At 73.2% G+C, this 18,253-nt stretch carries 21 protein-coding genes; 9 read left to right on the top strand and 12 right to left on the bottom strand.

Going from position 1 to position 18,253, the window contains the following annotated elements; genetic code table 11:
* Positions 1–4 precede the first annotated feature (4 nt).
* Positions 5–712, top strand: coding sequence for a TIGR03089 family protein (locus AIIKEEIJ_RS27785; RefSeq protein WP_043801451.1), 708 nt, complete (start codon positions 5–7; stop codon positions 710–712).
* 12 nt (positions 713–724) lie between these two features.
* On the opposite strand, the gene AIIKEEIJ_RS27780 is transcribed toward AIIKEEIJ_RS27785, so the two are convergent.
* The 7 genes from AIIKEEIJ_RS27780 to AIIKEEIJ_RS27750 form a co-directional block, all read right to left on the bottom strand.
* Positions 725–1,111 (bottom strand): hypothetical protein, encoded by a 387-nt coding sequence (locus tag AIIKEEIJ_RS27780; protein ID WP_338021025.1) that lies wholly within the window; start codon positions 1,109–1,111, stop codon positions 725–727.
* A 10-nt stretch (positions 1,112–1,121) separates the two neighbouring features.
* Positions 1,122–3,590 carry an FtsX-like permease family protein gene (locus AIIKEEIJ_RS27775; RefSeq protein ID WP_161997006.1) on the bottom strand — a complete coding sequence of 823 codons (2,469 nt, stop codon included), beginning with the start codon at positions 3,588–3,590 and terminating at the stop codon, positions 1,122–1,124.
* Positions 3,590–4,354 (bottom strand): ATP-binding cassette domain-containing protein, encoded by a 765-nt coding sequence (locus tag AIIKEEIJ_RS27770; protein ID WP_161997005.1) that lies wholly within the window; start codon positions 4,352–4,354, stop codon positions 3,590–3,592. Before AIIKEEIJ_RS27770 ends, AIIKEEIJ_RS27775 begins: the two co-directional genes overlap by 1 nt.
* Before the next feature lie 142 nt (positions 4,355–4,496).
* Complete coding sequence (locus AIIKEEIJ_RS27765; protein ID WP_029544636.1) at positions 4,497–5,219, bottom strand: response regulator; 723 nt, start codon at positions 5,217–5,219, stop codon at positions 4,497–4,499.
* Between the two features lie 13 nt (positions 5,220–5,232).
* Entirely contained in the window at positions 5,233–6,414 is a 1,182-nt protein-coding gene (locus AIIKEEIJ_RS34155; protein WP_161997004.1) for a DUF7134 domain-containing protein, read from the bottom strand.
* Between the two features lie 10 nt (positions 6,415–6,424).
* Positions 6,425–6,928, bottom strand: coding sequence for a 5-(carboxyamino)imidazole ribonucleotide mutase (gene purE / locus AIIKEEIJ_RS27755; RefSeq protein ID WP_006939559.1), 504 nt, complete (start codon positions 6,926–6,928; stop codon positions 6,425–6,427).
* On the bottom strand, positions 6,921–8,123 hold the full coding sequence (locus AIIKEEIJ_RS27750; protein ID WP_202917709.1) for a 5-(carboxyamino)imidazole ribonucleotide synthase: 1,203 nt from the start codon (positions 8,121–8,123) through the stop codon (positions 6,921–6,923). The genes purE and AIIKEEIJ_RS27750 overlap by 8 nt, the downstream gene beginning before the upstream one ends.
* 228 nt (positions 8,124–8,351) lie before the next feature.
* Here AIIKEEIJ_RS27750 and AIIKEEIJ_RS27745 point away from each other — a divergent pair, with 228 nt between their 5' ends.
* The gene (locus AIIKEEIJ_RS27745) at positions 8,352–8,900 is read left to right on the top strand and encodes a GtrA family protein (RefSeq protein ID WP_043801440.1); all 549 of its coding nucleotides are present in this window, start codon (positions 8,352–8,354) and stop codon (positions 8,898–8,900) included.
* 112 nt (positions 8,901–9,012) lie between these two features.
* Here AIIKEEIJ_RS27745 and AIIKEEIJ_RS27740 read toward each other — a convergent pair whose 3' ends face one another.
* Genes AIIKEEIJ_RS27740 through AIIKEEIJ_RS27725 form a run of 4 tightly spaced genes read right to left on the bottom strand, consistent with a single transcriptional unit; the run spans position 9,013 to position 12,507 of the window.
* Positions 9,013–10,317: an ATP-binding protein gene (locus AIIKEEIJ_RS27740; RefSeq protein WP_161997003.1), complete on the bottom strand. Its 1,305-nt coding sequence runs from the start codon at positions 10,315–10,317 to the stop codon at positions 9,013–9,015.
* Between the two features lie 10 nt (positions 10,318–10,327).
* Positions 10,328–11,011, bottom strand: coding sequence for a response regulator (locus tag AIIKEEIJ_RS27735; RefSeq protein WP_161997002.1), 684 nt, complete (start codon positions 11,009–11,011; stop codon positions 10,328–10,330).
* Between the two features lie 38 nt (positions 11,012–11,049).
* On the bottom strand, positions 11,050–11,595 hold the full coding sequence (locus AIIKEEIJ_RS27730; protein ID WP_161997001.1) for a PH domain-containing protein: 546 nt from the start codon (positions 11,593–11,595) through the stop codon (positions 11,050–11,052).
* 45 nt (positions 11,596–11,640) lie between these two features.
* Entirely contained in the window at positions 11,641–12,507 is an 867-nt protein-coding gene (locus AIIKEEIJ_RS27725; protein ID WP_043801435.1) for a biotin--[acetyl-CoA-carboxylase] ligase, read from the bottom strand.
* Positions 12,508–12,624: 117 nt separating this feature from the next.
* On the opposite strand from AIIKEEIJ_RS27725, the gene AIIKEEIJ_RS27720 reads away from it, so the two are divergent.
* The 5 genes from AIIKEEIJ_RS27720 to AIIKEEIJ_RS27700 all read left to right on the top strand — a co-directional run bounded on the left by AIIKEEIJ_RS27720 (position 12,625) and on the right by AIIKEEIJ_RS27700 (position 16,580).
* Positions 12,625–14,265, top strand: coding sequence for an acyl-CoA carboxylase subunit beta (locus AIIKEEIJ_RS27720; protein ID WP_006939566.1), 1,641 nt, complete (start codon positions 12,625–12,627; stop codon positions 14,263–14,265).
* Positions 14,266–14,417: 152 nt separating this feature from the next.
* Positions 14,418–14,726, top strand: a complete 309-nt coding sequence (locus AIIKEEIJ_RS27715; RefSeq protein WP_006939567.1) for an acyl-CoA carboxylase subunit epsilon — start codon at positions 14,418–14,420, stop codon at positions 14,724–14,726.
* A gap of 2 nt (positions 14,727–14,728) precedes the next feature.
* Positions 14,729–15,385, top strand: coding sequence for a Maf family protein (locus tag AIIKEEIJ_RS27710; protein ID WP_029544651.1), 657 nt, complete (start codon positions 14,729–14,731; stop codon positions 15,383–15,385).
* Positions 15,386–15,410: 25 nt separating this feature from the next.
* Positions 15,411–16,208, top strand: coding sequence for a methyltransferase domain-containing protein (locus AIIKEEIJ_RS27705; protein ID WP_161997000.1), 798 nt, complete (start codon positions 15,411–15,413; stop codon positions 16,206–16,208).
* Positions 16,209–16,217: 9 nt separating this feature from the next.
* Positions 16,218–16,580 (top strand): cupin domain-containing protein, encoded by a 363-nt coding sequence (locus AIIKEEIJ_RS27700; protein ID WP_161996999.1) that lies wholly within the window; start codon positions 16,218–16,220, stop codon positions 16,578–16,580.
* On the opposite strand, the gene AIIKEEIJ_RS27695 is transcribed toward AIIKEEIJ_RS27700, so the two are convergent.
* On the bottom strand, positions 16,546–16,947 hold the full coding sequence (locus AIIKEEIJ_RS27695; protein WP_029544655.1) for a group III truncated hemoglobin: 402 nt from the start codon (positions 16,945–16,947) through the stop codon (positions 16,546–16,548). The two genes, AIIKEEIJ_RS27700 and AIIKEEIJ_RS27695, sit on opposite strands and share 35 nt — an antisense overlap.
* Before the next feature lie 93 nt (positions 16,948–17,040).
* Here AIIKEEIJ_RS27695 and AIIKEEIJ_RS27690 point away from each other — a divergent pair, with 93 nt between their 5' ends.
* Complete coding sequence (locus AIIKEEIJ_RS27690; RefSeq protein ID WP_029544657.1) at positions 17,041–17,934, top strand: sulfurtransferase; 894 nt, start codon at positions 17,041–17,043, stop codon at positions 17,932–17,934.
* A partial coding sequence (locus AIIKEEIJ_RS27685; protein ID WP_161996998.1) for a SufE family protein occupies positions 17,931–18,253 on the top strand: 323 nt, incomplete at its 3' end. The genes AIIKEEIJ_RS27690 and AIIKEEIJ_RS27685, both read left to right, overlap by 4 nt.

Below are 18,253 nucleotides of genomic sequence, written 5' to 3'. Positions count from 1 at the left end.
AGCTGTGACCACCCTGACCGACACCCTGCTCGATCCGATCCTGGCCGCCGACCCGGCCGGCCCCCGCATCACGTGGTACGACGACGCGTCCGGCGCCCGGATCGAGCTGTCCGCGGTCACCCTGGCGAACTGGGCCGCCAAGACGGCGAACATGGTGCGCGACGAGTTCGGTCTGCTGCCCGGCGGCCGGGTGGCCGTCCTGCTCCCGGCTCACTGGCAGAGTGCCGCGGTCCTGCTCGGCGCATGGTGGGCCGGCGCCGAGGTGGTGCTCGAACCCGACGACGCGGACCTCGCGCTGGTCAGCGCGGACCGTCTCGACGATGTCGCGGACGTCGCCGAGGTCGCCGTCCTCTCGCTCGACGCGTTCGGCCGGCCCGTGCCGGACCTGCCGGTGGGGGTCACCGACTACGCGACGCACGTGCGGGTGCACGGTGACCAGTTCCGCTCCGCCGGGGACGGCGGACCGGTGCTCGACGGACGGACGGCCGGCGAAGTGATCGCGGCGGCCCGGGACGCGGCCGCGGCCGCCGGCATCACCGGCGCGGACCGGGTGCTGTCGAGCCGCGACTGGGGCACCCCGCAGGCGCTGATCGACGGCCTGCTCGCCGTCCTCGCCGTCGGCGCGTCGCTGGTGCAGGTGAGCAACCCGGATCCCGCCGCCACCGACCGACGGGTCGAGAGCGAGAAGGTCACCGCCCGGCTGAACGGCTGACGCGCGGCAGGCTCAGGAGACGTAGCCGCCGTCGGCGAGGCCGGCCTCGATCTCGAACCGGTTGCGGGCACCCGGGTGGCGTAGCTCCTCCCACACGTAGCGGACGGCGAATCCGGCCCCGTACCGCGCCCACTGATCGGCGTGGACCGCCTCGTGCCGCAGGATCCGGCGCGACGGTGGCCGGCCGGTGAGGAACACCCCGCCGATCGTCGTGCCCGAGCGGGCGTAGCCGCCGCGCATCCCGGTGCACACGTAGAGTCCGAACTCGTCGTCGAAGCCGACGCGGCCGCCCCATCCCCGAGCCCACAGCAGGGCCAGGGCCGTCACCGCCCGGGCCTGCGCGTCGCCCCGCGACGCGCGCGACCGTTGCAGGTCGGCACGCGCGTCGCGGGGGCTCACGGGCCCGAGCCTATCCGGCCGACAGTGCCTCCACCGGCGACACCGCCGCCGCGCGCCGCGCCGGAAGCAGCGCCGCGACCACACCGGCCACGCCGCCGGCGACGACGATCCCCAGCAGCTGCAGCCACGGCACCGACGGCAGGACGAGCTTGTCCACGCCGAACACCGACGCGGTCCCGGCGACACCGAGGATCAGTCCGAGCGCGACGCCGAGGCCCGAGGCCACCCCTGCCACGAGCAGCGCCTCCTGCACGAGCAGCGACCGGATGCCGCCGCGGCCGAGCCCGACGGCCCGCAGCAGTCCCGTTTCCCGGCGCCGCTCGAGCACCGACAGGGCCATGGTGTTGCCGACGCCGATCAGGGCGATGAGCACGGCGACCGACAGCAGGCCGCCCACCACGAGCAGCATCGTGTCGAGCACCTGCTCGATGGTGCGGCGCATCGCGACGGCGCCGCCGACCTCGCTGCCCGGGGCGGCCTCGGCCGCGGCGCTCGTGACGGCGCGCTGCGCGGCGGCGATCGCCGCGTCGTCGTCGATGTCGGCCAGCCGCAGCCACACCGCCTCGGTGCGCGTCGCCCCGGTCAGCGCGGGCAGGTCGGCGTCGTCGACGAGGGCCGGGGCGCCCTCGGTGCCGTCGACCACGGTGAGGGTCCGACGCCCCCGCTCTCCGGCGACGTCGAGCCGGGAACCCGCGGACACGCCGCGTCCGGCACGCTCGTCGGGCGACAGGGCGATCTCCCCCGGTCCCGGCAGCGTGATGTCGGTGCGCAGGGTGCGGCCGACGTCGACCCGATCCACGCCGAGCACGCGCAGGTCCACTCCGCCGACGGCGAGGGTGACCGCCTGCAGGTCCGCGGTCTCCGCGACCCCGTCGATCGTGTGCAGGCGTTCGCCGAGGCCCGCCGGAAGGCCCTCGTCGCCGGCGGCCGTGACGGTCACGTCGACGGGGAACTGGCCGTCGATGGCCGCGGGCGCGCTCGCCTTCACCGTGGCCACGCCCACGACGATCGTCGCGGTGAGGGTGACGCCGAGGATCAGCGCGGTTGCCGTGGCGGCGGTGCGGCGCGGATTGCGGCCCGCGTTGCCGGCGGCGAGCTCGCCCACGGGCCCGCCGATCCGCGCCAGGGCACGCCCCGCACCCTGCACGACCGCCGGGACGATGCGCCGGGTCGCGGCGAGGAATCCGACGAATGCGAGCAGCCCGCCCGCACACGCGACGAGGACGTTGACTCCCAGGACGCCCGCGGTCAGCAGCAGGGCCCCGGCGACGAGGCCGACCGTCGCGACGATGCGGCGCAACCAGGACGACCGTGCCGGCTCCGGCGTGCTCTCCATCGGATGGAGCGCGGCCAGCGGCGCGACGCGGGTGGCGGCCCGTCCGGGGCCGGTGGCGGCCAGGACCGTCACGACGATGCCGACGAGCAGGCCGACGACGACGGTGAGGGGCCCGACGGCGAGCGATCCGATGGGCAGCGGTGCGTCCCACGCCCGGGCCGCCGCGACCACCGCCGCGGCGAGCCCGATTCCGGCGAGGACGCCCGCAACCGAGGCCACGGCGCCGACGAGCAGCGACTCGAGCAGGACACTGCGCCGTACCTGTGCGGCGGTGACCCCGACGCAGCGCATGAGGGCCAGTTCCCGGGTGCGGGCGGCGAGCACGACCGCGAAGGTGTTGGCGATCACGAGCGCGGACACCACGACGGCGATCGCACCGAACGCGAGCAGCACGTTGCGCAGCAGGTCGGCGTCGCCGAAGTAGCGCGCGGCCACTGCGGCGGACCGTTCGGCGCCGGTCCGGACGGTCCATCCGGGCAGCGCCTCGGACACCCGGTCGACGAGGTCGGCGGCGGTGACGGTGCCGTCCCCCGCCAGGCGCAGTTCCCACCCCGGTGCGCCGCCGGCCCATCGGTCGACCTGCGCTCCGGTCCCGAACACCGCCGCGTCCGCGGCCTGCGGGGTTCCGGCCAGATCGACCTGCCCGACCACCGTCACGGTCGCGGGCTCGCCGCCCTCGGCATCCGTCACGGTCAGGACCGTGCCGAGCGGCACACCGGTGGTCGAACCGACCGCGATCTCGGAATCGGCGGCGGGCCATCGGCCGTCGGCCAGCCGCTGCCAGCGCAGGGCCTCGTCGCCCCCGACGGAGGTGACGTCGGCGTACGAGGGCACACCCTCGGGACCGGTGTAGCGCACCGGCGCGGTCAGGTCCACCGCGACGGCGCTCACGCCGGGCACCGCGGCCACCCGGGCCGCGAGCTCCTGCGGCCGCTCGACGGGCGCCGGCGGCGACTCGGGCGCGGTGACGACGGCGTCGGTGCCGCAGTACTGGGCCGCGAGCGAATCGGTCACCCCGGCGCGCACCGTGTCTCCGAGGACGAGAGTCGTCACGACGTAGGCGACCGCGACGAGGACGGCGAGGACCGAGGAGAGGTACCGGCCGGCGTGTGCCCGGGCCTGGGCGAGCGCCAGCCGTCGCATCAGCGCACCTCCTGGAGCGCGGCGGTGCCGAGGCGGCGCATCGTGTCGAGGACGGTGTCGGGCGTGGGCGCGGCGATCTCGCCGGCGGGCCGGCCGTCCGCGAGCAGCACGACGCGGTCGGCGTAGGACGCGGCCACCGGGTCGTGGGTGACCATGACGACGGTCTGACCGGTCTCGCGCACGCTCGCCCGCAGCAGGCCGAGCACCTCCGCCCCGGAGCGGGAGTCGAGGTTCCCGGTCGGTTCGTCGGCGAAGACCACATCGGGCTGGGGCAGCATGGCCCGCGCGACGGCGACCCGCTGCTGCTGGCCGCCGGACAGTTCGTGCGGCAGGTGCCGCAGCCGCCCGTCGAGGCCGAGGCGGGTGACGACGTGGTCGCGCCATTCGTCGCTCGGTCGCCGCCCGGCCAGCCGCATCGGCAGCAGCATGTTCTCCTCGGCCGTGAGCACGGGCAGCAGGTTGAACGCCTGGAAGACGAATCCGATGCGGTCGCGCCGTAGTTCGGTCAGCCGCCGGTCCCCTGCCCCGCTGATCTCGTCGTCCCCCAGGAAGATCCGCCCCGAGGTCGCGGTGTCCAACCCGGCGAGACAGTGCATGAGGGTGGACTTCCCGGATCCCGACGGCCCCATGATCGCCGTGAAGGCTCCCTTCTCGAAGGCCACGCTCACCCCGTCGAGCGCACGCACCTCGGCGTCGCCCCGGCCGTACACCTTCACCAGCTCTTCCGCACGCACGGCGGCTGTTCCCACATCGTTGTCGTCCATGCCGTCGACGCTAGGAACCGCGCCGCACCGGCACATCGGAGCGCGGGCGGATCTTCCGGCCGCCGCGGGTCCTACCGTGGTATGACCGGCCGCGACCACGACGGGCGGACGGCCGGAGCCGCGCAGCCGTGCGCCCGCAGGTTCACGGTCCGTCCGCCGCGCCGAGCAGATCCTCCGGCCGGACCAGTCCCGCACGGAACGCGAACAGCACCGCCTGCACGCGGTCCCGCGACGCTGTCTTCGAAAGCACCCTCCCCACATGCGTTTTCACGGTGGCTTCCGACAGCACGAAGCGTTCGGCGAGTTCGGCGTTGGTGAGGCCGTGCGCCATCGCGACGAGCACCTCGAGCTCACGCGGGGTCAACTCCGGCGGAACCCGCACGGCCGGACGACGATCGGGCGCGCCGTCGCCCCCGAGCAGCGGACCGACGTGCCGCAGCAGACGGCGGGTGGCGCGGGGCGCGATCACCGCGTCGCCGCGGTGCACCGTGCGGACCGCGGCGAGCAGATCCTCCGGCGGCGCGTCCTTGAGCAGGAACCCGCTCGCGCCCGCGCCGAGCGCGGAGACGACGTACTCCTCGGTGTCGAAGGTGGTGAGCATCACCACCTTCGGCGCGTGCGGGCGGGTGAGCAGCCGGCGGGTGGTCTCGATCCCGTCCAGGCCGGGCATCTGCACGTCCATCAGCACCACGTCCGTCTCGGCCCGTGCGAGCGCGTCGAGGGCGGCGTGCCCGTCCGCCGCCTCGGCGACCACCGTCAGGTCCGGTTGCGAGTCGAGCACCATCCGGAAGCCGGCCCGCACGAGGTGCTGATCGTCGACGAGACCGACCCGGACGGGTCTCGGCTCCGGGCCCGAGTCCGGCACGGTCTCTCTCCTCTCAGTGGTACGGAAGCAGCGCATGGACACGGTAGCCGCCGCCCGGCGCCGGACCGGCGGACACGGCGCCGCCGTGCAGCCGGGCGCGTTCCGCCATGCCGATCAGTCCCTGCCCGCCCGGGCGGGGCTCGACGAGGGCCGCCGCGCCGCGACCGTTGTCGACGATCTCCACCTCCACGCGTTCGGGCAGCCATGCGAGGCGGACACGGGCGTGGGCGCGGGGGCCGGCGTGCCGCAGCACGTTGGTCAGCGCCTCCTGCGCGATGCGGTACACGGTCAGGCCCGTGCCCGCGGGCAGGTCGCGCCGCGGACCGGTGACCGTGAACTCGACGTCGAGCCCGCCGCCCCGCAGATCGGCGATCAGCTCGTCGAGGTCGTCCGGCCCGGGTGCGACGCGGAACTCGCGGGGTCCGTCCTCGCGCAGCACCGCCAGCAGCGAGCGCATGTCGCTCAACGCGCGCCGGCCGGTGTCGGCGATGGCCGTCAGCGCGGACACGGCCTCCTCGGGGTGCTGCGGGGCGGCGTACCGGCCACCGTCGGCCTGGGCGATCACGACGGTCAGCGAATGCGCGACGATGTCGTGCATCTCCCGGGCGATGCGGGTGCGCTCGCCGAGCGCGGCGAGCTCGGTCTCCTTCTCCCGTTCGAGTTCGAGAAGGCGGTTGCGCTCGCTGAGGTTCGCCATCTCCTCCAGGCGCAGATTCCGGATACGCCCGAACGCCCATGCCCCGGCGAGGAATACGACCACGAACACCGCGGACACGGCCATGCCGAGGGCGGAGCGGTCTTCGATGTTCCCGAGGTAGCGGATGCCCGCGAGGGCACCGCCGGCGACCGCCGCGGCGAGGCCGAGGGTGCTCGCCCACCGCGGGCCGTAGGCGGCGAGGGCGTAGACCGCCGCCGGGACGGCCACCGGGGCGACGGGGCTGACCGTCGGCACGGTCGCCAGGTGCACGAACGCGGCGGCGGCGACCACGGCCGTGGCCGGCACCACCCGGGTGCGCCGCCACGCCAGCGGCACGCTCAGGACGAGCACGAGGACCGCGTCCCACCAGCCGGGCTCGGAGGTGGCGACGACGAGCAACCCGAAGGCGGTCAGCAGAGCGGCCAGGACCGCGTCGATGGTGCCGGTGTGGGTGCCGCTCCACCGGTACCACCGCTCGAGGCGAGTGGGGGCGGGCACGGCGCGGCCGTCAGCCCAGCAGCTTCCGCCGCAACGCGTCGTCCTTCTCGAGCACCATCTGCTCGAGGCCCGCCTGGAACTGCTCCATCCGGCCCCGCAGCGCGGGGTCGGCCGCGCCGAGGATACGGGCGGCGAGCAGGCCGGCGTTGCGGGCGCCGCCGATGGACACGGTCGCGACAGGCACCCCGGCAGGCATCTGCACGATCGACAGCAGCGAGTCCATGCCGTCGAGGTACTTCAGGGGGACGGGCACGCCGATCACCGGGAGCGGGGTCGCGGAGGCGACCATGCCCGGAAGGTGGGCGGCACCACCGGCGCCGGCGATGATCACCTTGATGCCGCGTCCGGCGGCGTCGCGGGCGTAGTCGAGCATGCGCTGCGGGGTGCGGTGGGCCGAGACGACCCCCACCTCGAAGCGGATGCCGAACTCGACGAGCGCCTCGGCGGCGGCCTCCATCGTCGGCCAGTCCGAGTCGCTGCCCATGATCAGGCCGACCTGTGCTCCGTCAGTCACCGTGAGAATCCCATCCGTCGGTCCACACTCCGTGCGAGAGCCAGTGCGCCGCGCGTTCCGCGCGTTCGCGCACCGCCGCCACGTACTGCGGGTCGTCGATCGACCCGGACGCGTCCCCGAGCACGTTGACGTGCCCGATCTTGCGGTCCTTGCGCTCGCCCTTGCCGTAGAGGTGCACACGCACGTCGGGCATCCGGGCGAACAGGTGGTGCAGCCGCTCGTCCATGCTCATCGCGGGCGCCTCGGGGGCGCCGAGGACGTTCGCCATCACCGTCACCGGGGCGATCGGTGACGTGTCGCCGAGCGGGTAGTCCAGCACCGCGCGCAGGTGCTGCTCGAACTGCCCGGTGCGGGCGCCGTCCATGCCCCAGTGCCCGGAGTTGTGCGGCCGCATCGCGAGCTCGTTGACGATCAGCTCGCCGGTCTCGGTCTCGAACAGTTCGACCGCCATGACTCCGACCACACCGAGCTCGGCGGCGATGCGCAGGGCCAGCTGCTCGGCGCCGGCCTCGATGTCGGCCCGCAGGTTCGGGGCGGGCGCGATGACGACGGCGCACTGCCCGTTCAACTGCACGGTCTCGACCACGGGCCAGCTCGCGCCCTGCCCGAACGGCGAGCGCGCGACCATCGCGGACAGCTCCCGCCGCCACGAGACCTTCTCCTCGGCGATGAGCGGCACCCCGGCCGCGAGCTGCTCGGCGACGATCCGCTGCGCCTCGTCCACGTCGTCGGTGATCCACACACCGCGACCGTCGTAGCCGCCGCGCGCCGACTTGATCACGACGGGCCACCCGTGCTCGTCGCCGAACGCGGTGAGGTCGTCGACCGAGGTGAGCTCGGTGAACGGCGGCACCGGGGCACCGAGCTCCGCGAGGCGCCGGCGCATCGCGAGCTTGTCCTGCGCGTAGATCAGGGCCTGCGGCGGCGGCTGCACGCTGACGCCCTCACGCTGGAGCACCTCGAGATGCTCGGTGGGCACGTGCTCGTGGTCGAAGGTCAAGGCGTGGACGCCGGTCGCGGCACTGCGCAACGCGTCGAGATCGGTGTGGCTGCCGAGCACCACGTCGGGGCTGACCCGCGCGGCCGGATCGTCCGGGCTCGCGGCCAGCACCCGCAGGGTCTGGCCGAGCGCGATCGCGGCCTGGTGGGTCATCCGGGCGAGCTGGCCGCCGCCGACCATCGCGACGACCGGCATACCGGTGGGCAGCGTGCGGGGAGGGTGCGAAGGGGCGTCGCCGGCCGCGGAGGCGGGAGTCGCGGCGGCCGAGTCCGGGGGTGTAGCGGTCACGGCTCACCATGGTGTCACAGCGGGCGGCGGGCGCGGCGCCGCGCTCCCGCGCGACACCCCGTCGTTCCTGTGGTAAAGCTGATAAACCGCCCGCGGGTTCGTGTGTTCGGATCCCGGTTTCGTAGACTCGTCCGGGTGTCTTTCGTCGATGCTGCCGTGAACCGAGTCCCCGAGCCTCTGCGGGGCCTGTTGCTGCGGCACCACGAGTTGATCAAGTTCGCGATCGTCGGCGGCACCACCTTCGTCGTCGACTCGGTCATCTTCTACACCCTCAAGCTCACGGTGCTCGAGGAGAAGCCGGTGACCGCCAAGGTCATCGCCGGGGTGATCGCCGTGATCTGCTCGTACGTCCTCAACCGGGAGTGGTCGTTCAAGAACCGGGGCGGCCGGGAGCGGCACCACGAGGCGCTGCTGTTCTTCGCCGTCAGCGGCATCGGCGTGGTCCTCAGCTTCATCCCGTTGTGGATCTCGAGCTACGTGTTCGACCTGCGGGTGCCGAACGTCAGCCTCACCATGGAGAACATCGCCGACTTCGTCAGCGCCTATCTCATCGGCAATCTGCTGCAGATGATCTTCCGGTTCTGGTGCTTCCGCCGTTTCGTGTTCCCGGAGGAGATGAACCCCGGCGGAGACGACATTCCCGAGCACGAGGAACTCGCCGAGGAAGGCCTGGGACACTCCTGAGTCCGGTCCCCGCCGCCGCGGGTCAGCCGAATCCGGTCCCCGCCGCCGCGGGTCAGCCGAATCCGGTCCCCGCCGCCGCGGGTCAGCCGAATCCGGTCCCCGCCGCCGCGGGTCAGCGTGGTTCCCGGATCCCCGCGGGGGCGGACTCGTCGCGGGTCGAGCCGAGGAACAGGGCGAACAGGGCGGGCCGCCGGCGTTGCAGTTCCAGGCGCCCGCCGTCGGCCTCGGTCAGGGCACGGGCGAGCGCGAGTCCCACCCCGGTCGAGCCGGTACCCGAGAAGCCGCGGTCGAAGATGTGCGGTGCCAGCTCGTCGCTGACGCCGTCACCCTCGTCGGTCACCTCCACGCACACGGTCGATCCGCCGCCGTGGGTCGATACCCGCCGCACGGACACCGTGCACGTTCCACCGCCGTGCATGAGGGCATTGTCGACCAGCACCGCGACGGCCTCGCGCAGCCGGGATCCGGTCACGCGGCTGCGCAGCGACGGATCCCCGCTCAGCAGCAGTTCCCGGCCCGCCTCCTTGTAGGGCCCCCGCCAGTCCGCGATCACCCCCGCCAGCTCCCCCACGACGGACACTTCGGTGCGCAGCTCGGAGCCGCTGTTACGGGACGCGCGCACCAGCTCGTCGATGGCGGTGGTGAGCCGGTCCACCTGGCGCATCGCCTCCTCCGCCTCCTCGACGACGGCCGGGTCGGCGTGGGTGGACAGCTCGTCGAGGCGCAGCCGCACCGCGGTCAGCCGGGACCGCAGCTGGTGCGAGACGTCGCCGACGAGGGCGTGCTCCCGCTGCAGGCGCCCGGCGATCTCCACGGTCGCGGCGTCGAGGACGTCCGAGACGCGGTCGAGTTCCGGGATGCCGTGCCGGCGTGGATCGGGCCGGAAGTCGCCCTCGGCCAGCCGGCGGGCCCGCGCCGCGACGTCGCGCAGAGGGTCGGCCAGCCGCCGCGCGGTGACGACGGCGACGACGGCGCCGACGGCCATGGACAGCAGCACCAGCAGCGTCACCCCGACCAGGACCTGCCGCTGCAGCAGGCGCATGTCCTCGGACGGCGACTCGAGCCGCAGGGATCCCGACGTTCCCATCGACAGGGACTCGACCAGGGGGTTCGGGACTGCGGCGGCGCCGATGTCGAGGCGGGCCGCGGCGTCCTCGGGGGTCGGGTAGACGACGAGGAGGCGGCCGCCGTCGGGAACGACGAGCCGCAGCGAACTGGTGTCGAGGCCGCCGACGACCAGGCCGTCGGCGCCCTCCTGGGCGATGATCTCCGCGGACATGCGGTCGAGCCGGTCCTGCAGGTCCCTGCGCGCGGTGTCCTCGACGAACAGCCAGGCGGTGTAGGCGAGCGGGACTCCGAGCAGCAGGGCCACGAGCAGCGAGCCCGCGAGGACCGCGAACAGGATTCGGCGGCGCACTCCGGTCCCGTCAGTCGGTGTTCAGGCGGAAGCCGACGCCGCGGACGGTGGCGATGCGCCGCTCCCCGGCCGGGCCCTCGTCACCGATCTTGCGGCGCAGCCAGGACATGTGCATGTCGAGAGTCTTGGACCCGCGCAGGTCGGCGTCGCCCCACACCTCCTGCAGGATCACGTCCCGCGAGACCACCTGGCCGGCGTGCTCGAGCAGCACCCGCAACAGTTCGTACTCCTTGTTGGCGAGGGTGACCTCGGAGCCGTCGACGAGCACGCGCCGGGCCGCCCGCTCGAGCCGGATCCCCGCGACCTCGACGATGTCCTCGGGCTCGCCGCCGCCACGGCGGCGCAGCAGCGCCCGGACCCGGGCCATGAGTTCGGCGAGCCGGAAGGGCTTGCCGACGTAGTCGTCGGCGCCGGCATCGAGGCCGACGACGAAGTCGACCTCGTCGGTACGGGCGGTGAGCATCAGGACGGCGAGGTCGGAGCGGTGGGCCCGGATCTGCCGGCACACCTCGAGGCCGTCGATGCCGGGCAGCCCGAGGTCGAGGATGAGCAATTCGTAGTCACCGGACAGGGCCCGTTCGAGCGCGGCGGGACCGGTCTGTTTGACGGTGACGTCGTATCCCTCCCGGCCCAGCGCCCGGGACAGGGGCGCGGCGATGGCTTCGTCGTCTTCGGCGAGCAGGACTGCGGTCACGGATCCAGCGTACGGATCGGCACCGGCCGTCCGGCGCGTTACCAGGCTTTGCGACTCGGGCCGTCGGGTCGGGGTTCCCGGTCCCGCGCCGGGTCGGCGTGGAACGCCTGCTGGTACAGCAGGGCATGCACGCGCTGCACGTCGGGGATGTCGTCGAACTCGAGCGGATCGTCGGCCGCGGAGACGATGACGAGGGTGCCGGTGCGCAGGATCCGGTCCAGCAGGCCGTGCCGGAACTGCACGTTGCTGATGCGGCCCATCGGGATGTCGATGCCGGCGTGGGTGAGCACGCCCTGCCGGACGAGCACCCGCCGGTCGGTGACGATGAAGTGGGTCGACAGCCAGCTCACGAGCGGCGCCAGGCACTGCCACGCGACGATCGCCGCCCACAGCACCGCGAGCACGATCGTCAGCGTGCTCGCGGTGGAGCCGTCGAGCCGGGCCTGGCTCAGGCCGAGCAGGAATCCCGCGAGCGCGGTGGCGACCAGGAAGATCGCCGCCGGCACGATGAGCATCTTCCAGTGCGGGTGCCGGTGCAGCAGCAGCCGTTCCTCGGGGGCGAGGGCGTCCTCCGGGTATCCCATGCCGGACACGATGGCACAGCCGCGGCGCCGGGCGCCCGCGCCGGGTCAGGACACCGGGCGCAGGTGGGTGATGTCCCCGGCCGACACCGCGATCGGCTCGCCACCGTCGTCCGGCGTGATGACGATGCGGCCCTGCTCGTCGATGTCGACCGCGACGCCGTGCAGTTCCGTGTCGCCCGGCAGGACCGCCCGCACCCGGCGGCCGAGCGTGCCGCACCGGTCGCGGTAGGCAGCGGCCAGCCCGGCGACGTCCCAGCCCGCGACGTACCACTGCTCCCACCGGCGGCCGAGTTCGCGCAGCAGGGCCTCGGCGAGTGCGGTGCGATCGAGTTCGGTCGCCCCGGCGAGCGCGAGCGACGTCGCGGTGGGAACCGGCAGCTCGTCCTCGGTGAGCGAGACGTTGAGGCCGATGCCCACCACCACGACGGGCTCGGGGTGGGTGCCGGCGACCTCGGCGAGGATGCCGGCCACCTTGCGGCCCTCGACGAGCACGTCGTTGGGCCACTTCAGTTCGGCGTCCACTCCGGTGACCGAGCGGATCGCGTCGACGGTGGCGATGCCGGCCAGCAGCGGCAGCCAGCCCAGGTCGGCGAGGTCGATGCCGGGCATGCGCAGCAGTACCGAGACGATCACCTGGGCGCGGGGAACACCGGTCCATCCACGCGAGTGCCGGCCCCGGCCGCCGTGCTGGAACTCGGCGAGCAGGACGCGGCGGTCGGCTCCGGGTTCGCGGGCGGCCGCGAGCAGGTCGGCGTTGGTCGAGGCGGTCTCGGTGACGACGTCGAGGCGCCGGTAGAACGCGTCGGGGTCGGCGCCACGCACGAGCGCGGCGCGCAGCCGGGCGGCATCCAGCTCGCGCCGCACGGGCGCGGGGTCGACGGGCGGGCGCTGCGGTTCGGGTTCGGTGGGCATCCGCACAGCCTAGGATGGGCAGCGAAACGTACTCGCCGGTAGCTTCAGTTCAATGATTCAACACAAGCGGGGCCTCGGTGCGCGATCGCTGACTGACGCTCGCTAAGCTCATGGGCCATGACCACTGTCCAGGAGCCGTCCGCGCCCGAGGCGGCGAGTACGCCCGATATCCACACGACTGCCGGCAAGCTGGCGGACCTGCGCAATCGCCAGGCTCAGGCTCAGGCCCCGAGCGGTGAGGCCGCCGTCGAGAAGGTGCACGCGAAGGGCAAGCTGACCGCCCGCGAGCGCATCGAAGCGCTGCTCGACGAGGGCTCGTTCGTCGAGCTCGACCAGCTCGCCCGGCACCGCAGCACCAACTTCGGCCTCGCCGAGAACCGCCCGGTCGGCGACGGCGTCGTGACCGGCTACGGCACCATCGACGGCCGCGACGTGTGCGTGTTCTCGCAGGACGCGACCGTCTTCGGCGGCAGCCTCGGCGAGGTCTACGGCGAGAAGATCGTCAAGGTCATGGACCTGGCGCTCAAGACCGGCCGCCCGCTGATCGGCATCAACGAGGGGGCGGGCGCGCGCATCCAGGAGGGTGTCGTCTCGCTCGGCCTCTACGGCGAGATCTTCCACCGCAACGTGCAGGCCTCCGGGGTGATCCCGCAGATCTCGCTGATCATGGGCCCGGCCGCCGGTGGACACGTCTACTCCCCCGCCCTGACCGACTTCGTGGTGATGGTCGACCAGACCAGCCAGATGTTCGTCACCGGTCCCGACGTCATCAAGACCGTCACCGGTGAGGACGTCACCATGGAGGACCTCGGCGGCGCGCACACCCACATGGTCAAGTCCGGTGTCGCGCACTACGTCGCCGACGGCGAGCAGGACGCCCTGGACTACGTCAAGGACCTGCTGTCCTACCTGCCGAGCAACAACCAGGCCGCCGCGCCGCGCACCGAGCCGACCGACCCGATCCTCGGGTCGATCGAGGAGTCGCTGACCGAGGAGGACATCGAGCTCGACACGCTGATTCCCGACTCGGCGAACCAGCCGTACGACATGCACGAGGTGATCCGTCGCCTCCTCGACGACGACGAGTTCCTCGAGGTCCAGGCCGAGCGCGCCCAGAACATCATCGTCGGCTTCGGCCGCGTCGACGGCCGGTCCGTCGGCATCGTCGCCAACCAGCCGACCCAGTTCGCCGGCTGCCTGGACATCGACGCGTCGGAGAAGGCCGCGCGCTTCGTGCGCACCTGTGACGCGTTCAACGTCCCGATCGTCACGCTCGTCGACGTGCCGGGCTTCCTGCCGGGCACCGAGCAGGAGTACAACGGCATCATCCGCCGCGGCGCCAAGCTGCTGTACGCGTACGGCGAGGCCACTGTCGGCAAGATCACCGTCATCACCCGCAAGGCCTACGGCGGCGCGTACGACGTGATGGGCTCGAAGCACATGGGCGCGGACGTCAACCTGGCCTGGCCGACCGCGCAGATCGCCGTCATGGGCGCCTCCGGTGCCGTCGGCTTCGTCTACCGCAAGCGCCTGCTCGAGGCGGCCAAGAACGGCGAGGACGTCGACGCGCTGCGCCTCGAGCTGCAGAACGAGTACGAGGACACCCTGGTGAACCCGTACGTCGCCGCCGAGCGGGGCTACGTCGACGCGGTCATCCCGCCGTCGCACACCCGCGGGCAGATCGTGGCGGCCCTGCGGCTGCTCGAGCGCAAGATGGTCACGCTTCCGCCGAAGAAGCACGGGAACATCCCCCTCTGACGGCCGCACGGCCGAGACCATCCCGGCCGGCTCGGTCCTTCCGAGCCGGCCGGGCCACGACCCCACGAGAGGGACGACATGACTTCGAACGCGCAGCGATCCCGCTCCCGCGTCCTGCCCACCGGCTCCGGTAGCCTCCCGGGAGGTGTGTTGTGACTGCGGTAGCTGAGGAGAAGACCATCATCGACACCGAGGTGACCGAGGTCGCGGCGGCCGAGGAGGCCCCGGCGGCGGCGCCGGCGGCCGAGACCGCCGCCCCCGAGGCGGCCGCGGCGATCCGGATCGTCAAGGGCCGGCCCTCGGACGTCGAGATCGCCGCGCTGGTGGCGGTGCTCGCCGCGGCCTCCGGGTCCGCCGCCCCGGCAGCGGACGACCGCCCGCGCGAGACGTGGGGCGACCCCACCCGGATGCACCGCCGGACGGCGCCGTTCTCGCCGTACTCGTACCCGAACCTGGGCTGATCATGGCGAGGCTGGTGCTCGCGTCGGCGTCCCCGGCCCGGTTGTCCGTGCTGCGGTCGGCCGGCGTCGCGCCCATCGTGCGGGTGTCCGCGGTGGACGAGGATGCGCTCGCCGCCGCACTCGGTCCCGGGGCACCGCCCGCGGTGGTGGTCACCGAACTGGCCCGCGCGAAGGCGGCGGACGTGGTGCCCGGCCTGGTCCGGGACAGCCTCGGCGACGACACCCTCGTCGTGGGCTGCGACTCGATGCTGCTCGTCGACGGGCAGTTGCAGGGCAAACCGGGGACGGTCGAGGTGGCGCGCGAGCGCTGGCGGGCGATGGCGGGACGCAGCGCCGACCTGCTCACCGGGCACAGCGTCCTGCGCCTGCGGGACGGCGAGGTCGTCGCCCAGGCCGCCGACCACAGCAGCACCACCGTCCACTTCGGCCGCCCCACCGCGGACGACCTCGAGGCGTACCTGGCCAGCGGCGAGCCGCTGCAGGTGGCGGGGGCGTTCACGCTCGACAGCCTCGGCGGCTGGTTCGTGGAGCGCATCGAGGGCGATCCCTCCTCGGTGATCGGGATCGGCCTGCCGCTGGTGCGTCGGCTCCTGGCCGACGTGGGGGTGTCGGTGGCGCGGCTGTGGGCCGCGAACACGGCCGAAAGCCCTTCAGTTTAGGCTTGCCTTGCCTTAGCATCGGGGCATGAGCGATTCCCGTGCCCTGCCCATGTCCGAGCGCGACTCCGCACACCTGCCCGGCCACTGGCTGCTCGCCCGGCTCGGCAAGCGCGTGCTGCGCCCCGGAGGCGCGGGGATGACCACCCGCCTGCTCGTGGATGCGGACATCGAGGGCAGCGACGTCGTCGAACTCGCGCCCGGCCTCGGCCGCACCGCGCGGGAGATCCTGGACCTGGCGCCGCTGTCGTACACCGGCGTCGAACACGACGAGGCCGCGGCCGAGCTGACCCGCGCCGCGATCGGCGACCGCGGCCGCTGCGTCGTCGCGGACGCCGCTGCCACCGGCCTCCCCGACGCCGGCGCCGACGTCGTCGTCGGGGAGGCCATGCTCACCATGCAGACCGACGCGGCCAAGGCGCGCATCGTCGCCGAGGCCGTGCGGACGCTGCGCCCGGGCGGCCGGTACGCGATCCACGAACTCGCCCTCGTCCCCGACGAGCTCGACGATGCGGTGAAGACGGAGATCCGGCAGGGCCTGGCCCGGTCCATCAAGGTCAATGCCCGGCCGCTCACCGTCGGCGAGTGGCGAACCCTGCTCACCGAGGCGGGCCTGAGCGTCGACGTCGTGCGGCTCGCCCCGATGGCGCTGCTGCAGCCCGCCCGGTTCGTCGCCGACGAGGGCGTCGTCGGCACCCTGCGCTTCGTGCGCAACATGCTGCGCGACGGCGACGCCCGCACGCGGGTGCTGGGCATGCGCGCGACGTTCACGACGTACCGCAGGTCGATCGCGGCCGTGGCGATCGTCGCGACGAAGCCGCGGTAGCCTGCGGTCGTGAGCCCCGCCGCCGCGCCGCAGCCCGAACCCGCGACCCCCGCCCTGTCGTATCTCGCCGACGTCCGCGACGCCGTCGAGCCCTTCCCGGACCGGCCGCGCCCACAGCGCGTCCTCGTGGCCGAGGGCGCCCGCGTGGTGATCTTCGCGTTCGACGCCGGGCAGGAACTGCGCGAGCACACGGCCGCGTTCCCGGTGCTGCTGCAGGCCCTCACGGGCCACCTGCAGGTCACCGCCGACGGGCGCACCGTGGATCTCGAGCCCGGCGGGGTGGTGCACATGACCACCCGCCTGCCGCACGCGGTGCGGGCCGTCGAGCCGTCCCGGCTCATGCTGACGATGCTCGATCCAGCTGCGCGCTGAGCGCCGCCGCGATCGCGGCCGCCTTCGCCTTGGCCCGGTCCGCGTTCGCGCCGGCGAACAGCGCGTCGACGCTGTCCGTCCACAACCGCACCCAGCGGTCGAAGCGCGCCGCGCCGAGACCGTGCTGCCGGTGCAGGGCCGTGTGCACCGGAACCAGCCGGCCCCGATAACGGCCGGTGCCGAACAGGACCTGCTCCCAGAAGTCCCCGACGACCGGCAGGTGCTCGTCGAGACCCACGACGGCCAGCGTCGCGAACGCCGCCTCGAGGTCCGGATCCGTCAGCGCCCGGTCGTAGAACCGGCGCAGCAGCCGATCGATGTCGGCGCGCGTCGCGAGGTCGGTCGGGGCGGACGGGGAGCGCAGCACGTGTCCCGACGGTACCGCCTAGAATCGACGGCGCACCTCGTCGTCACCGGATTGCCGATCACCGAACTGTCACCACTGCCTCAGGAGCCACCTGTGCCCGTCGCGCCCGACGCCAACCCGTCCTTCGCCGCCTACGCCGATCCGACCCGCCTGGTGTCGACGGAGTGGCTGTCCGCCCATCTGGGTGCGCCCGAGGTGAAGGTCGTCGAATCGGACGAGGACGTGTTGCTCTACGACGTCGGCCACATCCCCGGCGCCGTGAAGATCGACTGGCATCTCGACCTCAACGACCCGGTCACCCGCGACTACATCGACGGCACGCGGTTCGCCGCCCTCATGGACCGCAAGGGCATCCGCCGCACCGACACGGTCGTCGTCTACGGCGACAAGTCCAACTGGTGGGCCGCGTACGCGATGTGGGTGTTCACCCTGTTCGGCCACGAGGACGTGCGCCTGCTCGACGGCGGCCGCGACGCCTGGATCGCCGAGAACCGCGACACCACCCTCGACATCCCGGTGAGCACCACCACCGGCTACCCGGTGGTCGAGCGGGACGACGCCGCGATCCGGGCGTTCAAGGACGACGTGCTGGACCATCTCGGCAAGGGCCCGCTCGTGGACGTGCGTTCCCCGCAGGAGTACACCGGCGAGCGCACCCACATGCCGGACTACCCCGAGGAGGGCGCCCTGCGCGGCGGCCACATCCCCACGGCCGTGTCCATCCCGTGGGCCCGCGCGGCGGCGCCGGACGGCCGGTTCCGCTCGCGCCCCGAGCTCGAGGAGATCTACGCCGACATCGCGCCGGACTCCGACGTCATCGCCTACTGCCGCATCGGGGAACGGTCCAGCCACACCTGGTTCGTGCTGACCTACCTGCTCGGCTACCAGCACGTGCGCAACTACGACGGGTCGTGGACCGAGTGGGGCAACGCGGTGCGGGTGCCGATCGTCAAGGGCGAGGAGCCCGGAGAGGTGCCGGCCCGGTGACCCTGCCCGCTCCCCTCGCCGAGATCGTCGACGATTTCGCCGCCGTCGAGGGCCAGGACAAGCTGCAGTTGCTGCTCGAGTTCAGCCGGGAACTCCCGCCGATCCCGGCCGAGCTCGAAGAAGCGGCGATGGAGCCGGTCCCCGAATGTCAGTCGCCGCTGTTCCTGTCGGTCGATACGGCCGACCGGGAGCACGTGCGGCTGCACTTCAGCGCGCCCCCCGAGGCCCCGACCACCCGCGGATTCGCATCGATCCTGCATCAGGGGCTCGACGGTCTCAGCGCCGAGCAGATCCTCGAGGTGCCCGACGACTTCTACTC

It is taken from the genome of Rhodococcus sp. YH1 (assembly GCF_009939605.1).
GTDB classification, from domain to species: Bacteria; Actinomycetota; Actinomycetes; order Mycobacteriales; family Mycobacteriaceae; genus Rhodococcus; species Rhodococcus aetherivorans.
The sequence above is the reverse complement of the archived record's forward strand: the minus strand, read 5'-3'. Positions and strand labels throughout refer to the sequence as shown.

Excerpts from the sequence above, each read along its gene's own strand:
- AIIKEEIJ_RS27775 (WP_161997006.1), bottom strand. The coding sequence starts at position 3,590 with ATGCGACGGCTGGCGCTCGCCCAGGCCCGGGCACACGCCGGCCGGTAC.
- AIIKEEIJ_RS27720 (WP_006939566.1), top strand. The coding sequence starts at position 12,625 with ATGACCACTGTCCAGGAGCCGTCCGCGCCCGAGGCGGCGAGTACGCCC.
- AIIKEEIJ_RS27730 (WP_161997001.1), bottom strand. The coding sequence starts at position 11,595 with ATGGGATACCCGGAGGACGCCCTCGCCCCCGAGGAACGGCTGCTGCTG.
- AIIKEEIJ_RS27725 (WP_043801435.1), bottom strand. The coding sequence starts at position 12,507 with ATGCCCACCGAACCCGAACCGCAGCGCCCGCCCGTCGACCCCGCGCCC.
- AIIKEEIJ_RS27705 (WP_161997000.1), top strand. The coding sequence starts at position 15,411 with ATGAGCGATTCCCGTGCCCTGCCCATGTCCGAGCGCGACTCCGCACAC.
- AIIKEEIJ_RS27750 (WP_202917709.1), bottom strand. The coding sequence starts at position 8,123 with ATGCCGGTCGTCGCGATGGTCGGCGGCGGCCAGCTCGCCCGGATGACC.
- AIIKEEIJ_RS27710 (WP_029544651.1), top strand. The coding sequence starts at position 14,729 with ATGGCGAGGCTGGTGCTCGCGTCGGCGTCCCCGGCCCGGTTGTCCGTG.
- AIIKEEIJ_RS27770 (WP_161997005.1), bottom strand. The coding sequence starts at position 4,354 with ATGGACGACAACGATGTGGGAACAGCCGCCGTGCGTGCGGAAGAGCTG.